General features: G+C 71.4%; 14 protein-coding genes. 9 read left to right on the top strand and 5 right to left on the bottom strand.

Annotation, left to right across the window (positions count from 1 at the left end):
- The first annotated feature begins 3 nt into the window (after positions 1-3).
- Positions 4-2,625, top strand: a complete 2,622-nt coding sequence (locus tag AB8735_RS14270; protein ID WP_372407664.1) for a valine--tRNA ligase — start codon at positions 4-6, stop codon at positions 2,623-2,625.
- 385 nt (positions 2,626-3,010) lie between these two features.
- Here the strand turns inward: AB8735_RS14270 and AB8735_RS14265 are convergent, their stop codons facing one another.
- The 5 genes from AB8735_RS14265 to AB8735_RS14245 form a co-directional block, all read right to left on the bottom strand.
- Entirely contained in the window at positions 3,011-4,234 is a 1,224-nt protein-coding gene (locus AB8735_RS14265) for a hypothetical protein (protein ID WP_372407663.1), read from the bottom strand.
- 94 nt (positions 4,235-4,328) lie between these two features.
- Complete coding sequence (locus AB8735_RS14260) at positions 4,329-5,693, bottom strand: glycosyltransferase (protein ID WP_372407661.1); 1,365 nt, start codon at positions 5,691-5,693, stop codon at positions 4,329-4,331.
- Between the two features lie 54 nt (positions 5,694-5,747).
- A complete protein-coding gene (wecB, locus tag AB8735_RS14255) occupies positions 5,748-6,875 on the bottom strand; it encodes a non-hydrolyzing UDP-N-acetylglucosamine 2-epimerase (protein ID WP_344020856.1) in 1,128 nt (375 codons plus the stop codon).
- A gap of 316 nt (positions 6,876-7,191) precedes the next feature.
- Entirely contained in the window at positions 7,192-7,893 is a 702-nt protein-coding gene (locus tag AB8735_RS14250; protein WP_372407659.1) for a response regulator transcription factor, read from the bottom strand.
- Positions 7,890-9,056 carry an ATP-binding protein gene (locus AB8735_RS14245; protein ID WP_344020860.1) on the bottom strand — a complete coding sequence of 389 codons (1,167 nt, stop codon included), beginning with the start codon at positions 9,054-9,056 and terminating at the stop codon, positions 7,890-7,892. Before AB8735_RS14245 ends, AB8735_RS14250 begins: the two co-directional genes overlap by 4 nt.
- Positions 9,057-9,187: 131 nt before the next feature.
- Between AB8735_RS14245 and AB8735_RS14240 the strand changes: the two genes are divergently transcribed.
- From AB8735_RS14240 to rodA, 8 genes are all read left to right on the top strand, one after another.
- Positions 9,188-10,702 (top strand): folylpolyglutamate synthase/dihydrofolate synthase family protein, encoded by a 1,515-nt coding sequence (locus AB8735_RS14240; protein WP_372407656.1) that lies wholly within the window; start codon positions 9,188-9,190, stop codon positions 10,700-10,702.
- Positions 10,703-10,705: 3 nt separating this feature from the next.
- On the top strand, positions 10,706-11,056 hold the full coding sequence (locus tag AB8735_RS14235) for a DUF4233 domain-containing protein (RefSeq protein WP_344020864.1): 351 nt from the start codon (positions 10,706-10,708) through the stop codon (positions 11,054-11,056).
- A 110-nt stretch (positions 11,057-11,166) separates the two neighbouring features.
- A complete protein-coding gene (gene ndk, locus AB8735_RS14230) occupies positions 11,167-11,583 on the top strand; it encodes a nucleoside-diphosphate kinase (RefSeq protein WP_344020866.1) in 417 nt (138 codons plus the stop codon).
- 285 nt (positions 11,584-11,868) lie between these two features.
- On the top strand, positions 11,869-12,888 hold the full coding sequence (locus AB8735_RS14225) for a rod shape-determining protein (RefSeq protein ID WP_004950903.1): 1,020 nt from the start codon (positions 11,869-11,871) through the stop codon (positions 12,886-12,888).
- 91 nt (positions 12,889-12,979) lie between these two features.
- Entirely contained in the window at positions 12,980-13,915 is a 936-nt protein-coding gene (gene mreC / locus AB8735_RS14220; protein ID WP_344020868.1) for a rod shape-determining protein MreC, read from the top strand.
- 9 nt (positions 13,916-13,924) lie between these two features.
- Positions 13,925-14,614: a rod shape-determining protein MreD gene (mreD, locus tag AB8735_RS14215; RefSeq protein ID WP_344020888.1), complete on the top strand. Its 690-nt coding sequence runs from the start codon at positions 13,925-13,927 to the stop codon at positions 14,612-14,614.
- Between the two features lie 61 nt (positions 14,615-14,675).
- A complete protein-coding gene (mrdA, locus tag AB8735_RS14210) occupies positions 14,676-16,817 on the top strand; it encodes a penicillin-binding protein 2 (protein WP_344020870.1) in 2,142 nt (713 codons plus the stop codon).
- Positions 16,814-18,013, top strand: a complete 1,200-nt coding sequence (gene rodA, locus AB8735_RS14205) for a rod shape-determining protein RodA (protein ID WP_372407653.1) — start codon at positions 16,814-16,816, stop codon at positions 18,011-18,013. The genes mrdA and rodA overlap by 4 nt, the downstream gene beginning before the upstream one ends.
- Positions 18,014-18,016 lie beyond the last annotated feature (3 nt).

Raw genomic sequence — 18,016 nt, 5'->3', positions numbered from 1 at the left:
TCCGTGACCGAGAACACTCAGCAGCCAAACAACAGCACCCCCGAACTGCCGACCCAGTACGCGCCGGCCGAAGTAGAGGGGCCGCTGTACGAGCGCTGGGTAGAGCGGGGCTATTTCACGGCCGACGCGCAGAGCGACAAGAAGCCGTACACGATCGTCATCCCCCCGCCCAACGTCACCGGCTCCCTCCACCTGGGCCACGCCTTCCAGCACACGCTGATGGACGCCCTCACGCGACGCAAGCGCATGCAGGGGCACGAGGCGCTGTGGCTGCCCGGTATGGACCACGCCGGCATCGCCACCCAGAACAAGGTCGAGCAGCAGCTCGCCGAGGAGGGCAAGTCCCGCCACGACCTCGGCCGCGAGGCGTTCGTCGACCGCGTCTGGCAGTGGAAGGAGGAGTACGGCGGCAAGATCCTCGGCCAGATGCGCCGGCTCGGCGACGGCGTGGACTGGTCGCGCGAGCGCTTCACCATGGACGAGGGCCTCTCCAAGGCCGTCCAGACGATCTTCAAGCGGCTCTACGACGACGAGCTGATCTACCGCGCCGAGCGCATCATCAACTGGTGCCCCCGCTGCCTCACGGCCATCTCCGACATCGAGGTGGAGTACCAGGAGGACGACGGCGAGCTGGTCTCCATCCGTTATGGAGAGGGTGACGAGTCGCTGGTCGTCGCGACGACGCGGGCCGAGACGATGCTGGGTGACACGGCCGTGGCCGTCCACCCGGAGGACGAGCGCTACGCCCACCTCATCGGCAAGCAGATCAAGCTGCCGCTGACCGACCGGTCGATCCCGGTCGTGGCCGACACGCACGTCGACCCGGAGTTCGGGACGGGTGCGGTCAAGGTGACCCCGGCGCACGACCCCAACGACTTCGCCATCGGCCAGCGGCACGGTCTGCCGTCGATGACCGTCATGGACGAGCGCGGGAACATCACCGTGCACGGCCCGTTCCTCGGCCTCGACCGCTTCGAGGCGCGTTCGGCGATCGTCGGCGCGCTGCGCGAGCAGGGTCGGATCGTGGCGGAGAAGCGTCCGTACGTCCACTCGGTGGGCCACTGCTCGCGGTGTTCGACGACCGTCGAGCCGCGGCTGTCGATGCAGTGGTGGGTCAAGGTCGGTCCGCTGGCGCAGGCCGCCGGTGACGCCGTCCGCGACGGCCGGGTGAAGATCCACCCCGAGGACATGTCGAAGCGCTACTTCGACTGGGTGGACAACATGCACGACTGGTGCATCTCCCGCCAGCTGTGGTGGGGCCACCGGATCCCGGTCTGGTACGGCCCGGACGGCGAGGTCGTCTGCGTCGGACCGGACGAGCAGCCGCCGAGTGGTGAGGGCTGGACCCAGGACAGCGATGTCCTCGACACCTGGTTCTCGTCGGGTCTGTGGCCGTTCTCCACGCTGGGCTGGCCGGAGAAGACGCCGGACCTGGAGAAGTTCTACGCGACCGATGTGCTGCTGACCGGCCACGACATCATCTTCTTCTGGGTCGCCCGGATGATGATGTTCGGTCTGTACGCGATGGACGGCGTGGCGCCGTTCCACACCATCGCCCTGACGGGTCTGGTGCGTGACGAGCGCGGCAAGAAGATGTCCAAGTCCTTCGGGAACGTGGTCGATCCGCTGGACTGGATGGACAAGTACGGGTCCGACGCCGTGCGTTTCACCCTCGCGAAGGGTGCCAACCCCGGTACGGACGTGCCGATCGGCGAGGACTGGGTCCAGGCGTCCCGCAACTTCGCCAACAAGATCTGGAACGCGACGCGGTTCGCGCTGATGAACGGCGCGACGGTGGAGGGTGAGCTGCCGGCGGCGGAGAAGCTGTCGGCGACGGACAGATGGATCCTGTCGCGGCTCAACGCGACCGTCGCCGAGGTCGACGCGTTCTACGAGGACTACCAGTTCTCCAAGCTGTCGGACGCGCTGTACCACTTCGCGTGGGACGAGGTCTTCGACTGGTACGTCGAGCTGTCCAAGACCACGTTCATGGGCGGCGGCGAGCAGGCGGCCGTGTCGGCGCGGGTCCTCGGCGAGGTCCTCGACGTCACGCTGAAGCTGCTCCACCCCGTCGTCCCGTTCGTGACGGAGACGCTGTGGACGACGCTCACGGGGAAGGAGTCGCTGGTCGTCGCGGAGTGGCCGAAGGACAGTGGCTTCCGTGACGCGGCGGCGGAGACGGAGATCTCGAACCTTCAGCAGGTGATCACGGAGGTCCGTCGCTTCCGTGCCGACCAGGGGCTGCAGCCCGGGCAGCGGGTGCCGGCCCGGCTGGACCTGAGCGGGACGTCGCTGGCCGCGCACGAGGGTGCGATCCGTCAGCTGCTCCGCCTCCAGCCGGAAGGCGAGGACTTCGCCGCTACGGCGACGCTGCCGGTGGCGGGCGCTACGGTCGCGCTGGACCTGTCCGGCACGATCGACGTCGACGCCGAGCGGAAGCGTCTCGCCAAGGCGCTGGCGGCGGCGGAGAAGGACAAGGCGCAGTGCACGGCGAAGCTGGGGAACGAGGCGTTCCTGGCGAAGGCGGCCGAGCAGGCGGTGGAGAAGATCCGCGGGCGGCTGGCGAAGGCCGAGGCGGATATTGAGCGGCTGGGTGCGCAGTTGGCGGCGTTGCCGGGGGCGTAGCCCTTGGGCGGGAGGGCGGGTTGGGGGTTTTGCCCCTGGCCCGCCCTTTCACCGTTTCTTCCGGGGCGGAGCCCCGGGCCCGGTACCGCGGCTTCGCCGCGGTAGGGCGGGGCTGCGCCCCCTGCGCCCCTGCTTCCGGGGCTCCGCCCCGGACCCCGTTGTCGCGGCTCCGCCGCTCGTCCTCAAACGCCGGACGGGCTGAAATTCAGCCCGTCCGGCGTTTGAGGACAGCGCCCGCAGGGCGCTTCAGGGGGCCAGGGGGCGGAGCCCCCGGTGGGGCGCAGGGGCGAAGCCCCGCCCACCCACGCGCGGCAGCGCGCAGCGGGGTCCCGCAGGGGCGCAGCCCCCGCGAAAACGGATGAGGGCGGGGCGGGGAGCAAACCCCCTAGTGCGACCACGGGCGCGTACGCCCCGGATCCCACATCGGCCCCCACGGCCCCTCCACCGGCTCCCCCTCCACCCGGTCCACCGACCGGTGGCTGTTGCGGTCGCGGCGGTCCCGGACCGGGGCCAGCAGGACGTACGCCGTCGACACGGCGACGAAGGCGAGACGGATCAGGCCGCGTGTCGCGTCGTCCGGGACGACGAAGACGCTGCCGTACAGCGTCACCAGCGCCAGCCAGCTCCACAGCGGTACCAGCCGCCGCTGCCCGCACACGTCCCACAGCAATGTCCCGAGGAGCACGGACGCCGTGTAGTACGTGTAGACGCTGGGGTCGAGGAGGATACGGGCGTTGGCGCCCAGCAGGACCACCGCCGCCCAGCGGCCGCGCCATACCGCGATCGAGCCGAGGGCGAGGCCGAGCGCGGCCTGGGCGGGGCGGGCCCAGTCGGGGGTCTCGGGGGTGTTGCCGCCCAGCCAACGCAGCGCCGACGCGGGGCTGTTGGGGATGGTGAACTTGGCGGCGGCGAAGGAGTGCACGTCCATGACGAAGAACGGGAGCCAGGCGACGGCGACGAGCCCCGCGCACCACAGGCCCGCCCGCAGCCAGCGCTCCTTGGGGAGGGCGAGGAGCAGGGGGAGGAAGGCGAGGGCGGTCGGCTTGGAGTCGAGGGCCAGGGCCATGCAGATGCCCGTCGCCGCCGCGTTGCAGCGGGTCAGGTAGCGGACGGCCAGGGCGGTGAAGAAGAGGGCCAGGACGTCGTCGAGGTGCGCGAAGCGGACGGAGACCTCGATCCACATGGGGATGAAGGCCAGGCCCGCGATCAGCACCCGCCGCCGCAGCCGCTGGTGGTTGGTGCCGGTGCCCAGGAAGTGCCGGGCGGCGCTGCGTCCGGCCAGGACCAGGACGATCAGGCCGAGCGCCGACATGAACGCCTCGGCGAGCACCTGGCCGACCTCGGCCGGGAAGGGGTTGAACAGGCCCGCGACCAGAAAGCTGATCGGGCCCATCTGGAGTTCGGGGTGGCGGGCGTAGAGGTTGAGCCCACCGTCGCCCGACGACCCGTTGTAGATCAGCTCCCCGCCGGTGCGCAGGTAGTGCCAGGAGAAGCCGCCGCTGGGCTCCACCACCAGGAACCACAGCACGGCCCAGGCAGTGAGCAGCAGCAGGTGAGTTCGACTGCTGAGTACCGGTATCCGCACGACGCTATGACGCTCCCGTTCCATGACCTACTGCGACCTACTGCACGTGTGCACACACACGTGTCACCGGCGGTGAGAGGGTGGAACGGGAGCGAAGGTTGCGTCAAGTCGCTGTGATTTACGCCTCGATGGCGGTCGGGCCCGCGTCGAGGGCCTCCGCGTTGCGGCGGGTCTTGGCCCAGCCGTTGCGGCCGCGCAGCATCCGGACGAAGCCGCGGGCGGACGCCGGGAAGAGGTGGTACGCGTACAGCCACAGCGCCAGCCCCCACAGCAGGGCGACGATCAGCGAGCGGTCCTCGGCGCGGTCCCGGCGGTAGACCGGGCCCCACAGGACGAACGGCAGGACGGAGACCACGGCCAGGCCCAGGACCAGCGGCCACAGGGCGAGCATGCCGCCGAACGCCTCGCCAGCGCCGTCCTCGGCGACGGTCAGGCCCAGGAGGACGAACATGATCGCGCACAGCGCGAGGGTGACCAGGTGGGCGACGGGCTGGAGGAAGGTGTAGAGGGTCTCCAGGATGCCCTTGCCGCCGTAGTGGCGCGAGGAGACGATGCGCGGCGCGTAGCGGACGCACTGGAGGTTGCCCTGGGCCCAGCGGGTGCGCTGGGTCAGGAAGCGGCGGCCGTGCGGCAGGCCCTCCTGGGAGACCCAGGTGTCGGCGATGTGGTTGATGCGGTCACCGGTGAGGATCATGTGCAGACCGAGCTCGTAGTCCTCCAGCAGCGCACCGCGCTTCCAGGGACGGCGCTCGGCCTCGGCTATTCGGTCCAGGGACGCGAGGCGGGTGAACTGGCCGTTGCCGCCCAGGCCGACGGAGCCGGTGCGGGCGCGCAGCAGCTGCATGCCGGCGTTGGAGACGGAGAACTCCATGTCCTGCATGCGGACGAGGAGCCGGGCGAAGGCGTTGCGGACGCGGCCGCGGTCGCCCAGCGGACGCCTGTCCTCGGTGTTGCGCATCCGGACGCTGACCTGCACGCCGCCGATCTCGGGGTCGCCGAAGCCGGCCGGGCCGCTGACGATGTTCAGGGCGTTGGGGTCCAGCTGGCCGTCGGCGTCGATGACGCAGACCACGACGCTCTCGCGGTCGCTCTCGCGGGACAGGAACTGGTTCAGCTCGTCGTACGCGGCGTTGAGCGCGGCGCCCTTGCCCTGGCGGGCCTCCGGGCGGTGGCGGCGCACCAGATGGACGCGCAGGTCGCGCTCGGCGAGTTCGGCGACGATCTCGCCGGTGCGGTCGTCGCTGTCGTCGTCGATGACCCAGACGTGGGCGCGCGGGTGGTCGGCGCGCAGCCGGCCGACGGTGGTGGCGACGACGGCCTCCTCGTCACGGCAGGGGACGAAGAAGTGCCAGTCGAAGGCGCCGGGGTCGCCGAACTCGGCGACGGGGCGGCGGGTGTAGGCGTGACGGGCGCCGGCCCAGTAGAGGAGGAAGCAGGCGAGGAGGAAGAAGGGGAAGGCGAGGAGGAGGGGATGGGAGAACATGCGGGAGAAGTCCTTGGGGCGTTCGGCTGCGGCTGAGGCGGGGCGGGGAGGGGCTCAGGCAGCGGTCGCGAGTTCGGGCGCGGCGATCCGCGCGAGCAGCTCCGCGATGCGGTCGGAGGCGAGTCCGTCGCCGAACGGGCTGGGCAGGGCGGCGAGGCGGTCCAGTCCGGCGCGGCCCTCGGCGAGGCGGCGGCGGGCGGCCGCGCCGATTGCCGGGCCCGGCTGGACCAGGTCCGCGAAGTCGGCCATGGCCTCCGGGCGTTCCGTCGAGCGGCGCACGACGACCAGCGGGCGGCCGAGGACAGTGCACTCCTCCTGGATGCCGCCGGAGTCGGAGACCAGCAGCGCCGCGTGCCGGGCCAGGGCCAGGAACTCGGAGTAGCCCAGCGGAGCGGTCACGGTCAGCGGGGCGAGCAGCCCGGTGAGGCCGGCCGCCTCGATACGGGCCCGGGTGCGCGGGTGCAGCGGCAGGACGACCGGGCGGTCGTCGGTGGCGAGCGCGGCGAGCTCGGTGAGGATGGCGCGCAGGGCCTCGGGGGAGTCGGTGTTCTCCGGGCGGTGCACGGTGGCCAGGACGTACGCGTCGGCGGTCAGGCCGTGCGTCCGGAGGAGGGCCGCGCGGGTGTCGGCGCCGGGGAGCTGGTTGTGGACGGCCTCGACGACGGTGTTGCCGGTGATCTCGATGCGGTCGTCGGCCACGCCCTCGGCGAGGAGGTTGGCGCGGTTGTCCCCGGTGGCGGCGCACAGCACGTCGGCGATGCGGTCGATGAGGACGCGGTTGTGCTCCTCGGGCATGTTGCGGTCGTGGCTGCGCAGCCCGGCCTCGACGTGCAGCAGCGGGATGCCCCGGGCGTTGGCGGCGAGCGCGCCGGCCAGGGCGGCGTTGGTGTCGCCCTGGACGACGACGGCGAGCGGCGGCTCGGCGGTGAACAGCTCGTCGAGCTGGGCGAGGGCCGCGGAGATCTGGACGGCGCGGGGCTTGCCGCCGATGCCGGTGAGGTAGGTGGGCTCCGGGAGACCGAGCTCGGTGAGGAAGCGGCCGGACAGCTCCTCGTCGTAGTGCTGGCCGGTGTGGATCAGATGGGCTGTGGGGCCGAGGAGCCGGATGAGGTCCGTGAGCTTGACGAGCTCGGGGCGGGTGCCGAGGACGAGGGCGATGCGGTTGCTCTTGGGCGCGGTCACGGGGGCCTCCGGGCTGTCTCGGGTGCGGGGTCAGCACCTGACAGTGCGGGGCGTGGGTTGCTCACCCGGATGGGGTTCGGTTGCCGGACGGTTGCGAAAGCGATCCGGGACTTTGGTCCCGGTGGAAGGGGGTTGTGCCCCGGTCCCGCCCTTTCACCGTTTCTTTGCGCTCCGCGCGGGTGTCCTCAAGCGCCGGACGGGCTGAAATCAGCCCGTCTGGGGGTTGCCCCCTCCGGGGAGCTTGAGGACTTCGCCCGAAGGGCGAATGGGGTCCGGGGTCTCCCCGGAGGAAACGGTGAAAGGGCGGGTCAGGGGCTCAAACCTCCCGTGGACCGCTATCCGCGCGGTAGCGGTACCCGAGGCCGCGGACGGCCTCCAGAGGATCCGCGGCGGCATCCCCCGCCGCCTGCCGCAACTTCCGCCGCAACCGCAGCACCGCGAACTTCACCCGCTCCCTCCCCGTCCCGTCCCGGTCGTCCCAGACCCGGTCGAGGAGCTGGTCGGTCGTGATCACCCGGCCCCGGTTGCGGACGAGGAGCTGGAGCAGGCGGTACTCGATGTCGCTGAGGCGCGCCTCCTGGCCCTGCCAGACCGCCGAGCGGCGCTCCGGCACCAGCCGCAGGCCGTCGTCGAAGGAGTCGCCCGCCCAGCGGGCGGGGGCGCTGCGGCGCAGCAGGGCCTCGACGCGGGCGAGGAGCTCGTCGTTGCCGAAGGGCTTGGGGAGGTAGTCGTCGGCGCCCGAGCGCAGGCCGCGCACCCGGTCCGTCTCGGCGCCCCGGGCGGTGAGCAGGAGGACGGGGAGGTCGCTGAGGTCCCGGGTGCGTTCCAGGACCGCCCAGCCGTCCAGCTCGGGCAGGCCGATGTCGAGGATCAGCAGCGCGGGGCGTTCGGCGAAGAGCAGCCGCAGCGCTTCGCGGCCGTCCTCGGCGTGGACGACCTCGTAGCCGGCGCGGGTGAGCAGGGTGCGCAGCGCGAGGGCGAGGTCGGTGTCGTCCTCGACGACCAGGATCCGGGTCATGGGGAGGCCCCCGGCACCTCGGCCGGTCCCTCGACCGGCAGGCGGATCAGGAAGGACGCGCCCTTCCCCTCCGTGCCGCCGGCGGTCAGCGTGCCGCCGTGCAGTGCGACGAGCTCGCGGGCGATGGAGAGGCCGAGGCCGGTGCCGGGGTAGCCGCCCGTCCGGGCGTTGGCGGCGCGGACGAAGCCGGAGAAGATCTCCTCCCGGGCGTTCTCGGGGATGCCGATGCCGGTGTCGGCCACCGTGATCTCCCAGCAGCCGCCGCGCGGCCGGGCCGCGACGGTGATCCGTCCGTCGGGCGGGGTGAACTTCGCGGCGTTCTCCAGCAGGTTTCCGAGGACGTGCCGGAGGCGGTGCCGGTCGCCGCGCAGCGGGGGTCCCGGGGTGCAGTCCAGCACGGTGAAGACGGGCGGCGGAGCGCCGGGCCCGGTGCACAGGGACTCCAGGACGGCGTCGCGGAGCATGCCCGGCACGTCCACGTCACCGATCTCCAGCTCGGGCCCGACGGCCCGCATCCGGGTGGTGAACAGCAGGTCGGAGATGACCCGCTGCATGCGCTCGCCGTTGCGGCGGATGGCGTCGACGAAGGAGCGCTGCTCGGCGGTGAGCGCGCCGAACGCCGGGTCGGTGAGCAGTTCGCCGAAGCTGATGACGGTGGTCAGCGGGGTGCGCAGCTCGTGGGAGGCGGCGGCGGTGAAGGCGTTGCGCTGCCGGGCGAGCTCGGTGAGCGCGACGTTGTCCCGCTCCAGGTCGTGCTCGCGCCGCTTGCGCTCGGTGACGTCGCCGAAGAACCAGAGGGCGCCCAGGTAGGCGCCGTCGTGGTGCAGCGGCTCGACCTGGCGGCGGATGACGCGCCCGTCGGTGAGCGGGATCTCGGCGACGCGGTGGACGGGCCGCCGGGCCAGGATCTCACCGGGGCCGGGTCCGGTGTGCCCGGCGGTGGTGAACCAGGCGCGGACGAGCGGGACGACGGGCCGGACGGGGGCGCCGCGGGAGAGGTCCGCCCGGCCCTCCAGGTCGAACATGCGGACGAACTCGCGGTTGACCGCCAGGATCTCGTCGTCGGGGCTCATCAGCAGCGCCCCGGCGGGCAGCGCCTCCAGGATCGACTGGAGCAGGCCCTGTTCCCGGGCTTCCCGGGAGACCCGGTCCTCGGAGCCCATGATTCTCACCCGCTCCCATGGACAAAGCCCACTAAAACGGTAGGGCAAAGCGGAACATAGCGCTCCTGGTGATGGTCCGGGACTGTCGCCCCGGCCCTTCGCCCGGCCCCCCGGCTCCGTAGACTGGGCGCGTGAGCGAGCGCCCCCTGAACGACGACAGCGAGAACCCCGACCGGTTCGAGGAGATCGTCGAAGCCGAAACGGACCGCGACCCCGACCTGGCCGTGATCGAGGCCGGCAGCCGCACCCTGCGCGCCCAGTCCGGGCCGCCGCAGGGCGACGCCGTCCCCGCCCGCCCGGCCGACCCCGAGGTGGACCGGGCCCTGCGCGAGGTGGAGACGGAGCTCGCCGGCCGCTGGGGCGAGACCAAGCTCGACCCGTCGCTGGTGCGCATCCAGGGCCTGCTCGACATCCTGGGGCACCCCGAGCGCGCGTACCCCTCCATCCACATCACCGGCACCAACGGCAAGACCAGCACGGCCCGCATGATCGAGTCCCTGCTGGCCGCCTTCGACCTGCGCACCGGCCGCTACACCAGCCCGCACGTCCAGTCCGTCACCGAGCGGATCAGCCTGGACGGGGCGCCGATCGACGCCGAGCGCTTCATCGAGACGTACCGCGACATCGAGCCGTATGTGCGCATGGTCGACGAGCGCGAGGAGTACCGCCTCTCCTTCTTCGAGGTGATCACCGGCATGGCCTTCGCGGCCTTCGCCGACGCCCCGGTGGACGTCGCGGTGGTCGAGGTCGGCATGGGCGGCACCTGGGACGCGACCAACGTCGTGGACGGCAACGTCGCCGTGGTGACCCCGATCTCCCTCGACCACACCGACCGGCTCGGCTCGACCCCCGGCGAGATCGCCCTGGAGAAGGCCGGGATCGTCAAGCAGGGCGCCACCGTCGTCCTGGCCCAGCAGCCGGTGGACGCCGCGCAGACGCTGCTGAAGCGCGCGGTCGAGGTGGACGCCACGGTCGCCCGCGAGGGCATGGAGTTCGGCGTCGTCGCCCGCGAGGTGGCCGTCGGCGGCCAGCTGCTGACCCTGCGCGGGCTCGGCGGCGAGTACCCCGAGGTCTTCCTCCCGCTGCACGGCGAGCACCAGGCGCACAACGCGGCGGTGGCGCTGGCCGCGGTCGAGGCCTTCTTCGGCATCGGCGCCCAGCACGCCCGCACCCTCGACCTCGACGTGGTGCGGCGCGCGTTCGCCACAGTGAGCTCGCCGGGCCGCCTCGAAGTGGTGCGCCGCAGCCCCACCGTGGTGCTGGACGCCGCGCACAACCCGGCGGGCGCCCGCGCCGCGGCCGGCTCGATCGGCGAGGCCTTCGGCTTCAGCCGGCTGGTCGGCGTGGTGGGCGCCAGCGAGGGCAAGGACGTCCGCGGCATGCTGGAGGCCTTCGAACCGGTCTTCGCCGAGGTCGTCGTCACCCGCAACTCAAGCGACCGGGCCATGGACGTGGACGCGCTCGCCGCGCTCGCCGTCGAGGTCTTCGGCGAGGAGCGGGTGCAGGTCGAACCCCGCCTGGACGACGCCCTGGAGGCGGCCGTCACCCTCGCCGAGGAGGAGGGCGAGTACGCGGGGGCGGGTGTACTGGTGACCGGTTCGGTCATCACCGTGGGCGAGGCCCGGCTGCTGCTGGGGAGGAGCTGACACATGCGCATGCTGTGCGCGAGCACTCTGATCGGTGAATTCTTCATCATCGGCTTTGCCGGGCTGGTGGCCATGAAGTCGCCGGACCTGTCGACCGGCACCGTCTGGACGGTCAGCGGCATCGCGATGGTGCTCAGCGTCCTGCTGTGCGGCGTGATCACCCGTCCCGGTGGCGTGCTGCTGGGCTGGGCGTTCCAGCTCGGCCTGATCGCCAGCGGTTTCGTGGTGCCGACGATGTTCTTCCTCGGGGCGGCCTTCGCCGGTCTGTGGTGGGCGTCGGTGCACTACGGACGGAAGATCGACGAGGCCAAGGCGCGCTTCGCGGCCGCGGAGGCCGAGGCGGCGCACGGCTGAGGCGGTGCGGGACCGAAGACATGGACCGGGTGCGGGTCCGCTCCCGCACCCCTGTACCCTCTGGCCCCACACACCTGATCATTCGCAAGGAACCCGCAAGGAGCCGCAGTATGAGCCAGCAGCGCACCCTCGTCCTCCTCAAGCCGGACACCGTCGCGCGCAAGCTCGTGGGCGAGGTCATCGCCCGCATCGAGCGCAAGGCGAACTGGACGATCAGCGCGCTGGAGCTGCGCACCCTGGACCGCACTGTCCTCGAACAGCACTACGCCGAGCACGTCGGCCGGGACTTCTACGAGCCGCTGATGGGCTTCATGTCGTCCGGTCCGGTCGTCGCGATGGTCGTCGAGGGCGAGCGGGTCGTCGAGGGCATCCGGGCGCTGGCGGGCCCGACCGACCCGATTTCGGCCGCCCCGGGATCCATCCGTGGTGACTTCGGCACCATCACGCGCGAGAACCTCATCCACGCGTCGGACTCGGAGGAGTCCGCCGAGCGTGAAATCAAGATTTTCTTTCCGGGCCTTGTCTGATAGAGGGTCAGGTAGGTACGCATTCTGATCAGGGGCGACCGATTTCTTTGTCGGTCGCCCTCTGACATATGCGCCCCGATCGGGGGAACCTCTCACTCCGACACGACGTCACCATTACAGAGGCGAGCTTGTGTTCCGCCGACAATGGCGGAGCAGCTGTCGCGTCGCTTTCTGTCCGGCGAGACTACGATGAGAGCTTCCGCGCCCCGCAGCGCACCACCTGCCGACCTCAAGTAAGCAATCGCTCCAGCTGGGAAGGCCAGACGTATCCTCATGGGGAACAACATGTCGTTCATCGGCCGTGACATGGCTGTCGACCTCGGGACCGCCAACACGCTGGTGTACGTCAGAGGCCGCGGGATCGTCCTCAACGAGCCGTCCGTCGTCGCCATCAATACGAACACCGGTGGCATCCTCGCGGTCGGCGCCGAGGCGAAGAAGATGATCGGGCGGACGCCGGGCAACATCGTCGCGGTGCGTCCGCTCAAGGACGGCGTCATCGCGGACTTCGAGATCACGGAGCGGATGCTCCGTTACTTCATCCTCAAAATCCACAAGCGCCGCTGGATGGCCCGTCCGCGCGTCGTGGTCTGCGTGCCCTCCGGCATCACCGGCGTCGAGCGGCGCGCGGTGATCGAGGCGTCCACCCAGGCCGGCGCCCGGCAGGTGCACATCATCGAGGAGCCGATGGCCGCCGCGATCGGCTCCGGGCTCCCGGTCCACGAGGCCACCGGCAACATGGTCGTCGACATCGGCGGCGGCACCACCGAGGTCGCGGTGATCTCCCTGGGCGGCATCGTCACCGCGCAGTCCATCCGCGTCGCGGGCGATGAGCTGGACAACGCGATCATCCAGCACATCAAGAAGGAGTACAGCCTCCTCCTGGGCGAGCGCACCGCCGAGCAGATCAAGATCACCATCGGCTCGGCGTACGACCTGGAGCAGGACGAGCACACCGAGATCCGCGGCCGCGACCTGGTCAGCGGTCTGCCCAAGACGGTCGTCATCTCGGCCGCCGAGGTCCGCAAGGCCATCGAGGAGCCGGTCAACTCCATCGTCGACGCGGTCAAGACCACCCTGGACAAGTGCCCGCCCGAGCTCTCCGGCGACGTCATGGACCGCGGCATCGTGCTCACCGGCGGCGGCGCCCTGCTGCGCGGCCTCGACGAGCGGCTGCGCCGCGAGACCGGCATGCCGATCCACATCGCCGAGGACCCGCTGGACTCGGTGGCCCTGGGCTCCGGCAAGTGCGTGGAGGAGTTCGAGGCGCTCCAGCAGGTGCTGGACGCCCAACCCCGCCGGTAGGGCCCCGGCCTGATATACAGGCACCACGCTGCCGATCACCGGCCAGGGGCCCGCAGCCGGCCGGTCCGACGAGAAGGGCATGCCGCCGCACGTGAGGGACACACGAGAGAGCCGGCTGCTGCTGGCGCTGCTGATCGCCGTCGCGTTCGCGTTGATCACGGTCGACATCCGCGGCGGCGACCAGTCCCCGCTCGACGGTGCCCGGCGGGCCGCCGCCACCGCCTTCGGACCGGTGGAGAAGGGCGTCGCCGGCGTCGTCGACCCGGTCGCCGACGCGGTCGCCGCCGTACGGGACTCCGGCGACCGCAGCGACCGGATCACCGCCCTGGAGCGCGAGAACACCGCCCTCAAGCAGCGGCTCGGCAGCGACGACCGCAGGAGCGCCCGCGTCCGTGAGCTCGACCGGATGCTGGGCACCGCCGGCCGCGGCCAGTACGGCATCAAGGGCGCCCAGGTCATCGCCATAGGAGCCGCCCAGGGCTTCTCCTGGACGGTCACCATCGACATCGGCAGCCGGGACGGCGTCCAGCGCGACATGACCGTCCTCAACGGCGACGGCCTCGTCGGCCGGGTCACCACCGTCGGCCCGTCCACCTCCACCGTGCTGCTCGTCAGCGACCCCAAGTTCACCGTCGGCACCCGCCTGGAGAAGAGCGGCGAGATCGGCTTCGCCAACGGCCAGGGCGACAGCACCCTGCGCGTCGAACTCCTCAACGGCAAGGCCGCCGTCCGCTCCGGCGACCGGCTCGTCACCTTCGGCTCCAGCCGCGACAAGCCCTTCGTCCCCGGCGTCCCGGTCGGCGAGGTCGTCCGCGTCGAGCCCTCCGGCGGGCGGCTCACCCGCACCCTCCAGGTGCGCCCCTTCGTCGGCTTCAGCAAGCTCGACCTGGTCGGCGTGGTCGTCGTCCCGCCCCGGACCGACCCGCGCGACAGCGTGCTGCCGCCCAAGCCCGCGGCCCCCAAACCCACCCCCACGGTGACCGTCACGGCCACCCCGTCCGCGAGCGCCAACCCCAACAGGGACTGACCCATGCCGATGCGCCTCAACCGGATCCTGCTCTCGTCCGCGCTCGTGGTGGTGGCCCTGGTCCTCCAGGTGAGCGTCTTCGCCCGGCTCCACCTCCCCGGCGCGGTCCCCGACCTGCTGCTGCTCGTCGTCGTCGCCCTCGGCCTGGTCTACGGGCACACCGGCGGCGCCCTCGTCGGCTTCGGCGCCGGCCTCCTCGCCGACCTCGCCCCGCCCGCCGACCATGCCACCGGGCGCTACGCGCTGGTGCTCTGCGTCGTCGGCTACCTGGTCGGCCTCGCCAAGCCGGAGACCGGACGGCTGCGGTCCGTCACCCTGCCGCTGGTCGTCGTGCTCGCCGCCGCCGTCGTCTCCACCCTGCTCTACGCGGGCGTCGGCGCCCTCGTCGGCGACACCGCCGCCCGGCACGTGGGCCTGACCGGGCTGCTGCTCACCGCCGCCCTCTACGACCTGCTCCTCGCACCCTTCACCGTCCCGCTGATCATGGCCCTGGCCCGGCGCGGCGAGAACGACCCGCTCACCGCCGAGGGCACCGCCGCCGTCGCGGCCGGCGGGGACGGGGCCTACGGCCGGCTCTCCGTCAGCATGCGCGCCGGGCGCGGCAGGACCCTGGGCGGCCAGCGCGGCGGGCTGTTCTCGCGCGGGCTCTCGCGCGGGACGAGGGACGGCAGGTGGCTGAAGGGCGGCAAGCGCCTGTGAGGCTGCAACTTCCCGGGGGACAACCCCCGGTCCCCCGGCCCGACAACCAGCGGGGGGTACGGTGAGCAACATCCCCGAGACGGGGCGCACCTCACGCGTCACCATCCGCCTCGTCGTCCTCCAGATCCTCGTCGTCTCGCTGCTGCTCACCCTCGGCGGACGGCTGTGGTACCTGCAGATCCGCAACGGCGAGGAGTACACCGCCGAGGCCGCCAACAACCACATCCAGCAGGTCATCGTCCCCGCCACCCGCGGCTCGATCCTCGACGCGCGCGGCATCCCGCTGGCGGACAACCAGACGCGGCTCGTGGTCTCCGCCAACCGCACCGACCTGATGAAGATGAAGGACAAGGGCAAGCGCGTCCTCGACCGGCTCGCCGGGGTGCTCGGCCTCAAGCCGGAGGACGTGGCCGCCAAGGTCCGGCTGTGCGACGCCAAGACGCCCAAGCCCTGCTGGGCCGGCTCGCCGTACCAGCCCATCCCCATCACCGACGGCGCCACCACCCAGCAGGCCCTCCAGATCCGCGAGCGCGCCGAGGACTTCCCCGGCATCACCGCCGAACCCATGGCCGTGCGCCGCTACGCCGGCCCCGGCGGCTCCAACACCGCCCAGGTGCTGGGCTACCTCTCGCCCGTCACCGACGACGAGATCACCAAGGCCAAGGACTCCCGCACCCCGCTGATGCGCTCCGACGAGATCGGCCGCAACGGGCTGGAGCGGCAGTACGACACCGAGCTGCGCGGCAGGGCCGGCGTCACCCGCTACGAGGTCGACAACCTCGGCCGGGTCATCGGCAAGGCCAGGAGCGACAAGGCCGAGCCCGGCTCCAACGTCGTCACCAGCATCGACGCCCGGGTGCAGGCCATAGCGGAACGGGAGCTGGACGGGGCGATGAAGGACGCCCGCAAGGAGATCGACCGCAACACCGGCACCAACTACAAGGCCGACGCGGGCGCCGTCGTCGTCATGGAGTCGAAGACCGGCCGGGTGGTGGCCATGGCCTCCAACCCCACCTACGACCCCAACGCCTGGGTCGGCGGCATCTCCGCCAAGGACTACCAGGCCCTCACCGGCAAGGACTCCGACTACCCGCTGCTCAACCGGGCCATCCAGGGCCAGGCCGCGCCCGGCTCCATCTTCAAGGTCATCTCCGCGACGGCGTCGGTGAACGCCGGCTACTCCTTCACCGACAAGTACAACTGCTCCAGCTCGTACAGCATCGGCCACCAGGTCTTCAAGAACTTCGAGTCCAAGGGCTACGGGCCCATCGACCTCGGCCGGGCGCTGGAGGTCTCCTGCGACACCGTCTTCTACGACCTGGCGTACCGCCAGTGGCAGAAGGACGGCGGCAACAACCCCAAGCACCCCAAGGACTGGTTCTACAAGACGGCCCATCAGTTCGGCCTCGGCAAGAACACCGGCATCGACCTCCCCAACGAGGTCCGCGGCCGCGTCCCCGACCGCGACTGGAAGAAGCGGTACTGGGAGGCCAACAAGGAGACCTGGTGCAAGCAGGGCGAGGCCGCCGACAAGGGGGACTACGCCGCGCAGATCGCCAAGGAGAACTGCGAGTCGTTCGCCCGGATGCGCGCCGGTGACTCCGTCAACTACTCGATCGGCCAGGGCGACACCCTCGTCACCCCCATCCAGATGGCCACCATCTACGCGGCCATCGCCAACGGCGGCACCCTCCACGACCCGACCATCGGCAAGGCGGTCGTCAGCGCCGACGGCAAGCGGATCCAGGAGATCGAGCCCAAGGCCCACGGGAAGCTGCCGTTCGACGCGAAGACCCGCGACCAGCTGGACTCCGCGCTGGCCGGCGTCGCCACCCAGGGCAGCGCCGCCTGGCGGTTCGGGGGCTGGCCGCAGAAGGACATCCCCATGCACGCCAAGACCGGCACCGCCGAGGTCGCCGGCAAGCAGACGACCTCCTGGTTCGCGAGCTACACCAAGGACTTCACGATCGTCATGACGATCTCCCAGGGCGGCACCGGCTCCGGTGCCTCCGGCCCCGCCGTCCGCAACATCTACAACGCGCTCTACGGCCTGGACGACAAGGGCCGGATCGACGTCAAGAAGGCGCTGCTCCCCGAGCCCCAGGCCGGGCTGCCGAAGATCGACAAGGACGGCACCATCGTGGCGCAGAAGATCGACCCGCCCGCCGCCCCGGCCAGGAAGGAAGAGGGACGGGACGAGTGAGCGCCGACGGCTTCCGCATCCGCCGCTTCGCCCCGCAGCGCTCCGCCTGGGACCGCCTCACCGACCGCGACTCGGTCCTGTGGCGCCTCGACTGGACGATGCTGCTGGCCGCGCTGGCCCTGTCGGCGATCAGCACCCTGCTCGTCTACTCCGCCACCCGCGGCCGCAAGGAGCTCACCCACGGCGACCCGTACTACTTCCTGCTGCGCAACATCCTCAACACCGGCATAGGCGTCGCCCTGGCCGCCGGCGCGATCTGGGCCGGCCACCGGGCGCTGCGCGGCGCGGTCCCGATGCTCTACGTGGCGTCCGTGCTGGCCACGGCCTCCGTCCTGACGCCGCTGGGCGCGACGATCAACGGGGCGCGCTCCTGGATCCAGCTCGGCGGCGGGTTCTCCATCCAGCCCTCCGAGTTCACCAAGATCACCATCACGCTGGGCATGGCGATGCTGCTGGCCCAGGCCGTGGACGCGGGCGACCGGCCGTACCCCGACCACCGCACCGTCCTCCAGGCGCTCGGCGTCGCCGGGCTGCCGATCGCCGTGATCCTGCTGATGCCGGACCTCGGCTCCGTCATGGTCCTGGTCGTCATCGTGCTCGCCGTGCTGCTCGCCTCCGGTGCCTCCCACTGCTGGATGGCGGGGCTGATGGGCGCGGGCGTGCTCGGCTGCGTCCTCATCTGGCAGCTGGGGATACTCGACGAGTACCAGATCAACCGCTTCGCCGCGTTCGCCAACCCCGCCTTCGACCCGGCCGGCGTCGGCTACAACACCAAACAGGCCCGCATCGCCATCGGCTCCGGCGGGCTCACCGGATCCGGGCTCTTCCAGGGCTCCCAGACCACCGGCCGGTTCGTCCCCGAGCAGCAGACGGACTTCATCTTCACCGTGGCGGGCGAGGAGCTCGGCTTCGTCGGCGCGGGCGCGATCATCCTGCTCATCGGCGTCATCCTCTGGCGCGCCTGCCGCATCGCCCGGGAGGCGACCGACCTCTACGGCACGATCGTGGCCGCCGGGATCATCGCCTGGTTCGCCTTCCAGTCCTTCGAGAACATCGGCATGACGCTCGGCATCATGCCCGTCACGGGACTCCCGCTGCCGTTCGTGTCGTACGGCGGCTCGTCGATGTTCGCGGCGTGGATCGCGGTCGGGCTGCTCCAGTCGATCAAGGTGCAGCGGCCGCTGGCCGCGCCTTGACGT

This window comes from Streptomyces luteireticuli (assembly GCF_041519305.1).
GTDB lineage: Bacteria > Actinomycetota > Actinomycetes > Streptomycetales > Streptomycetaceae > Streptomyces > Streptomyces luteireticuli.
The sequence above is the reverse complement of the archived record's forward strand: the minus strand, read 5'-3'. Positions and strand labels throughout refer to the sequence as shown.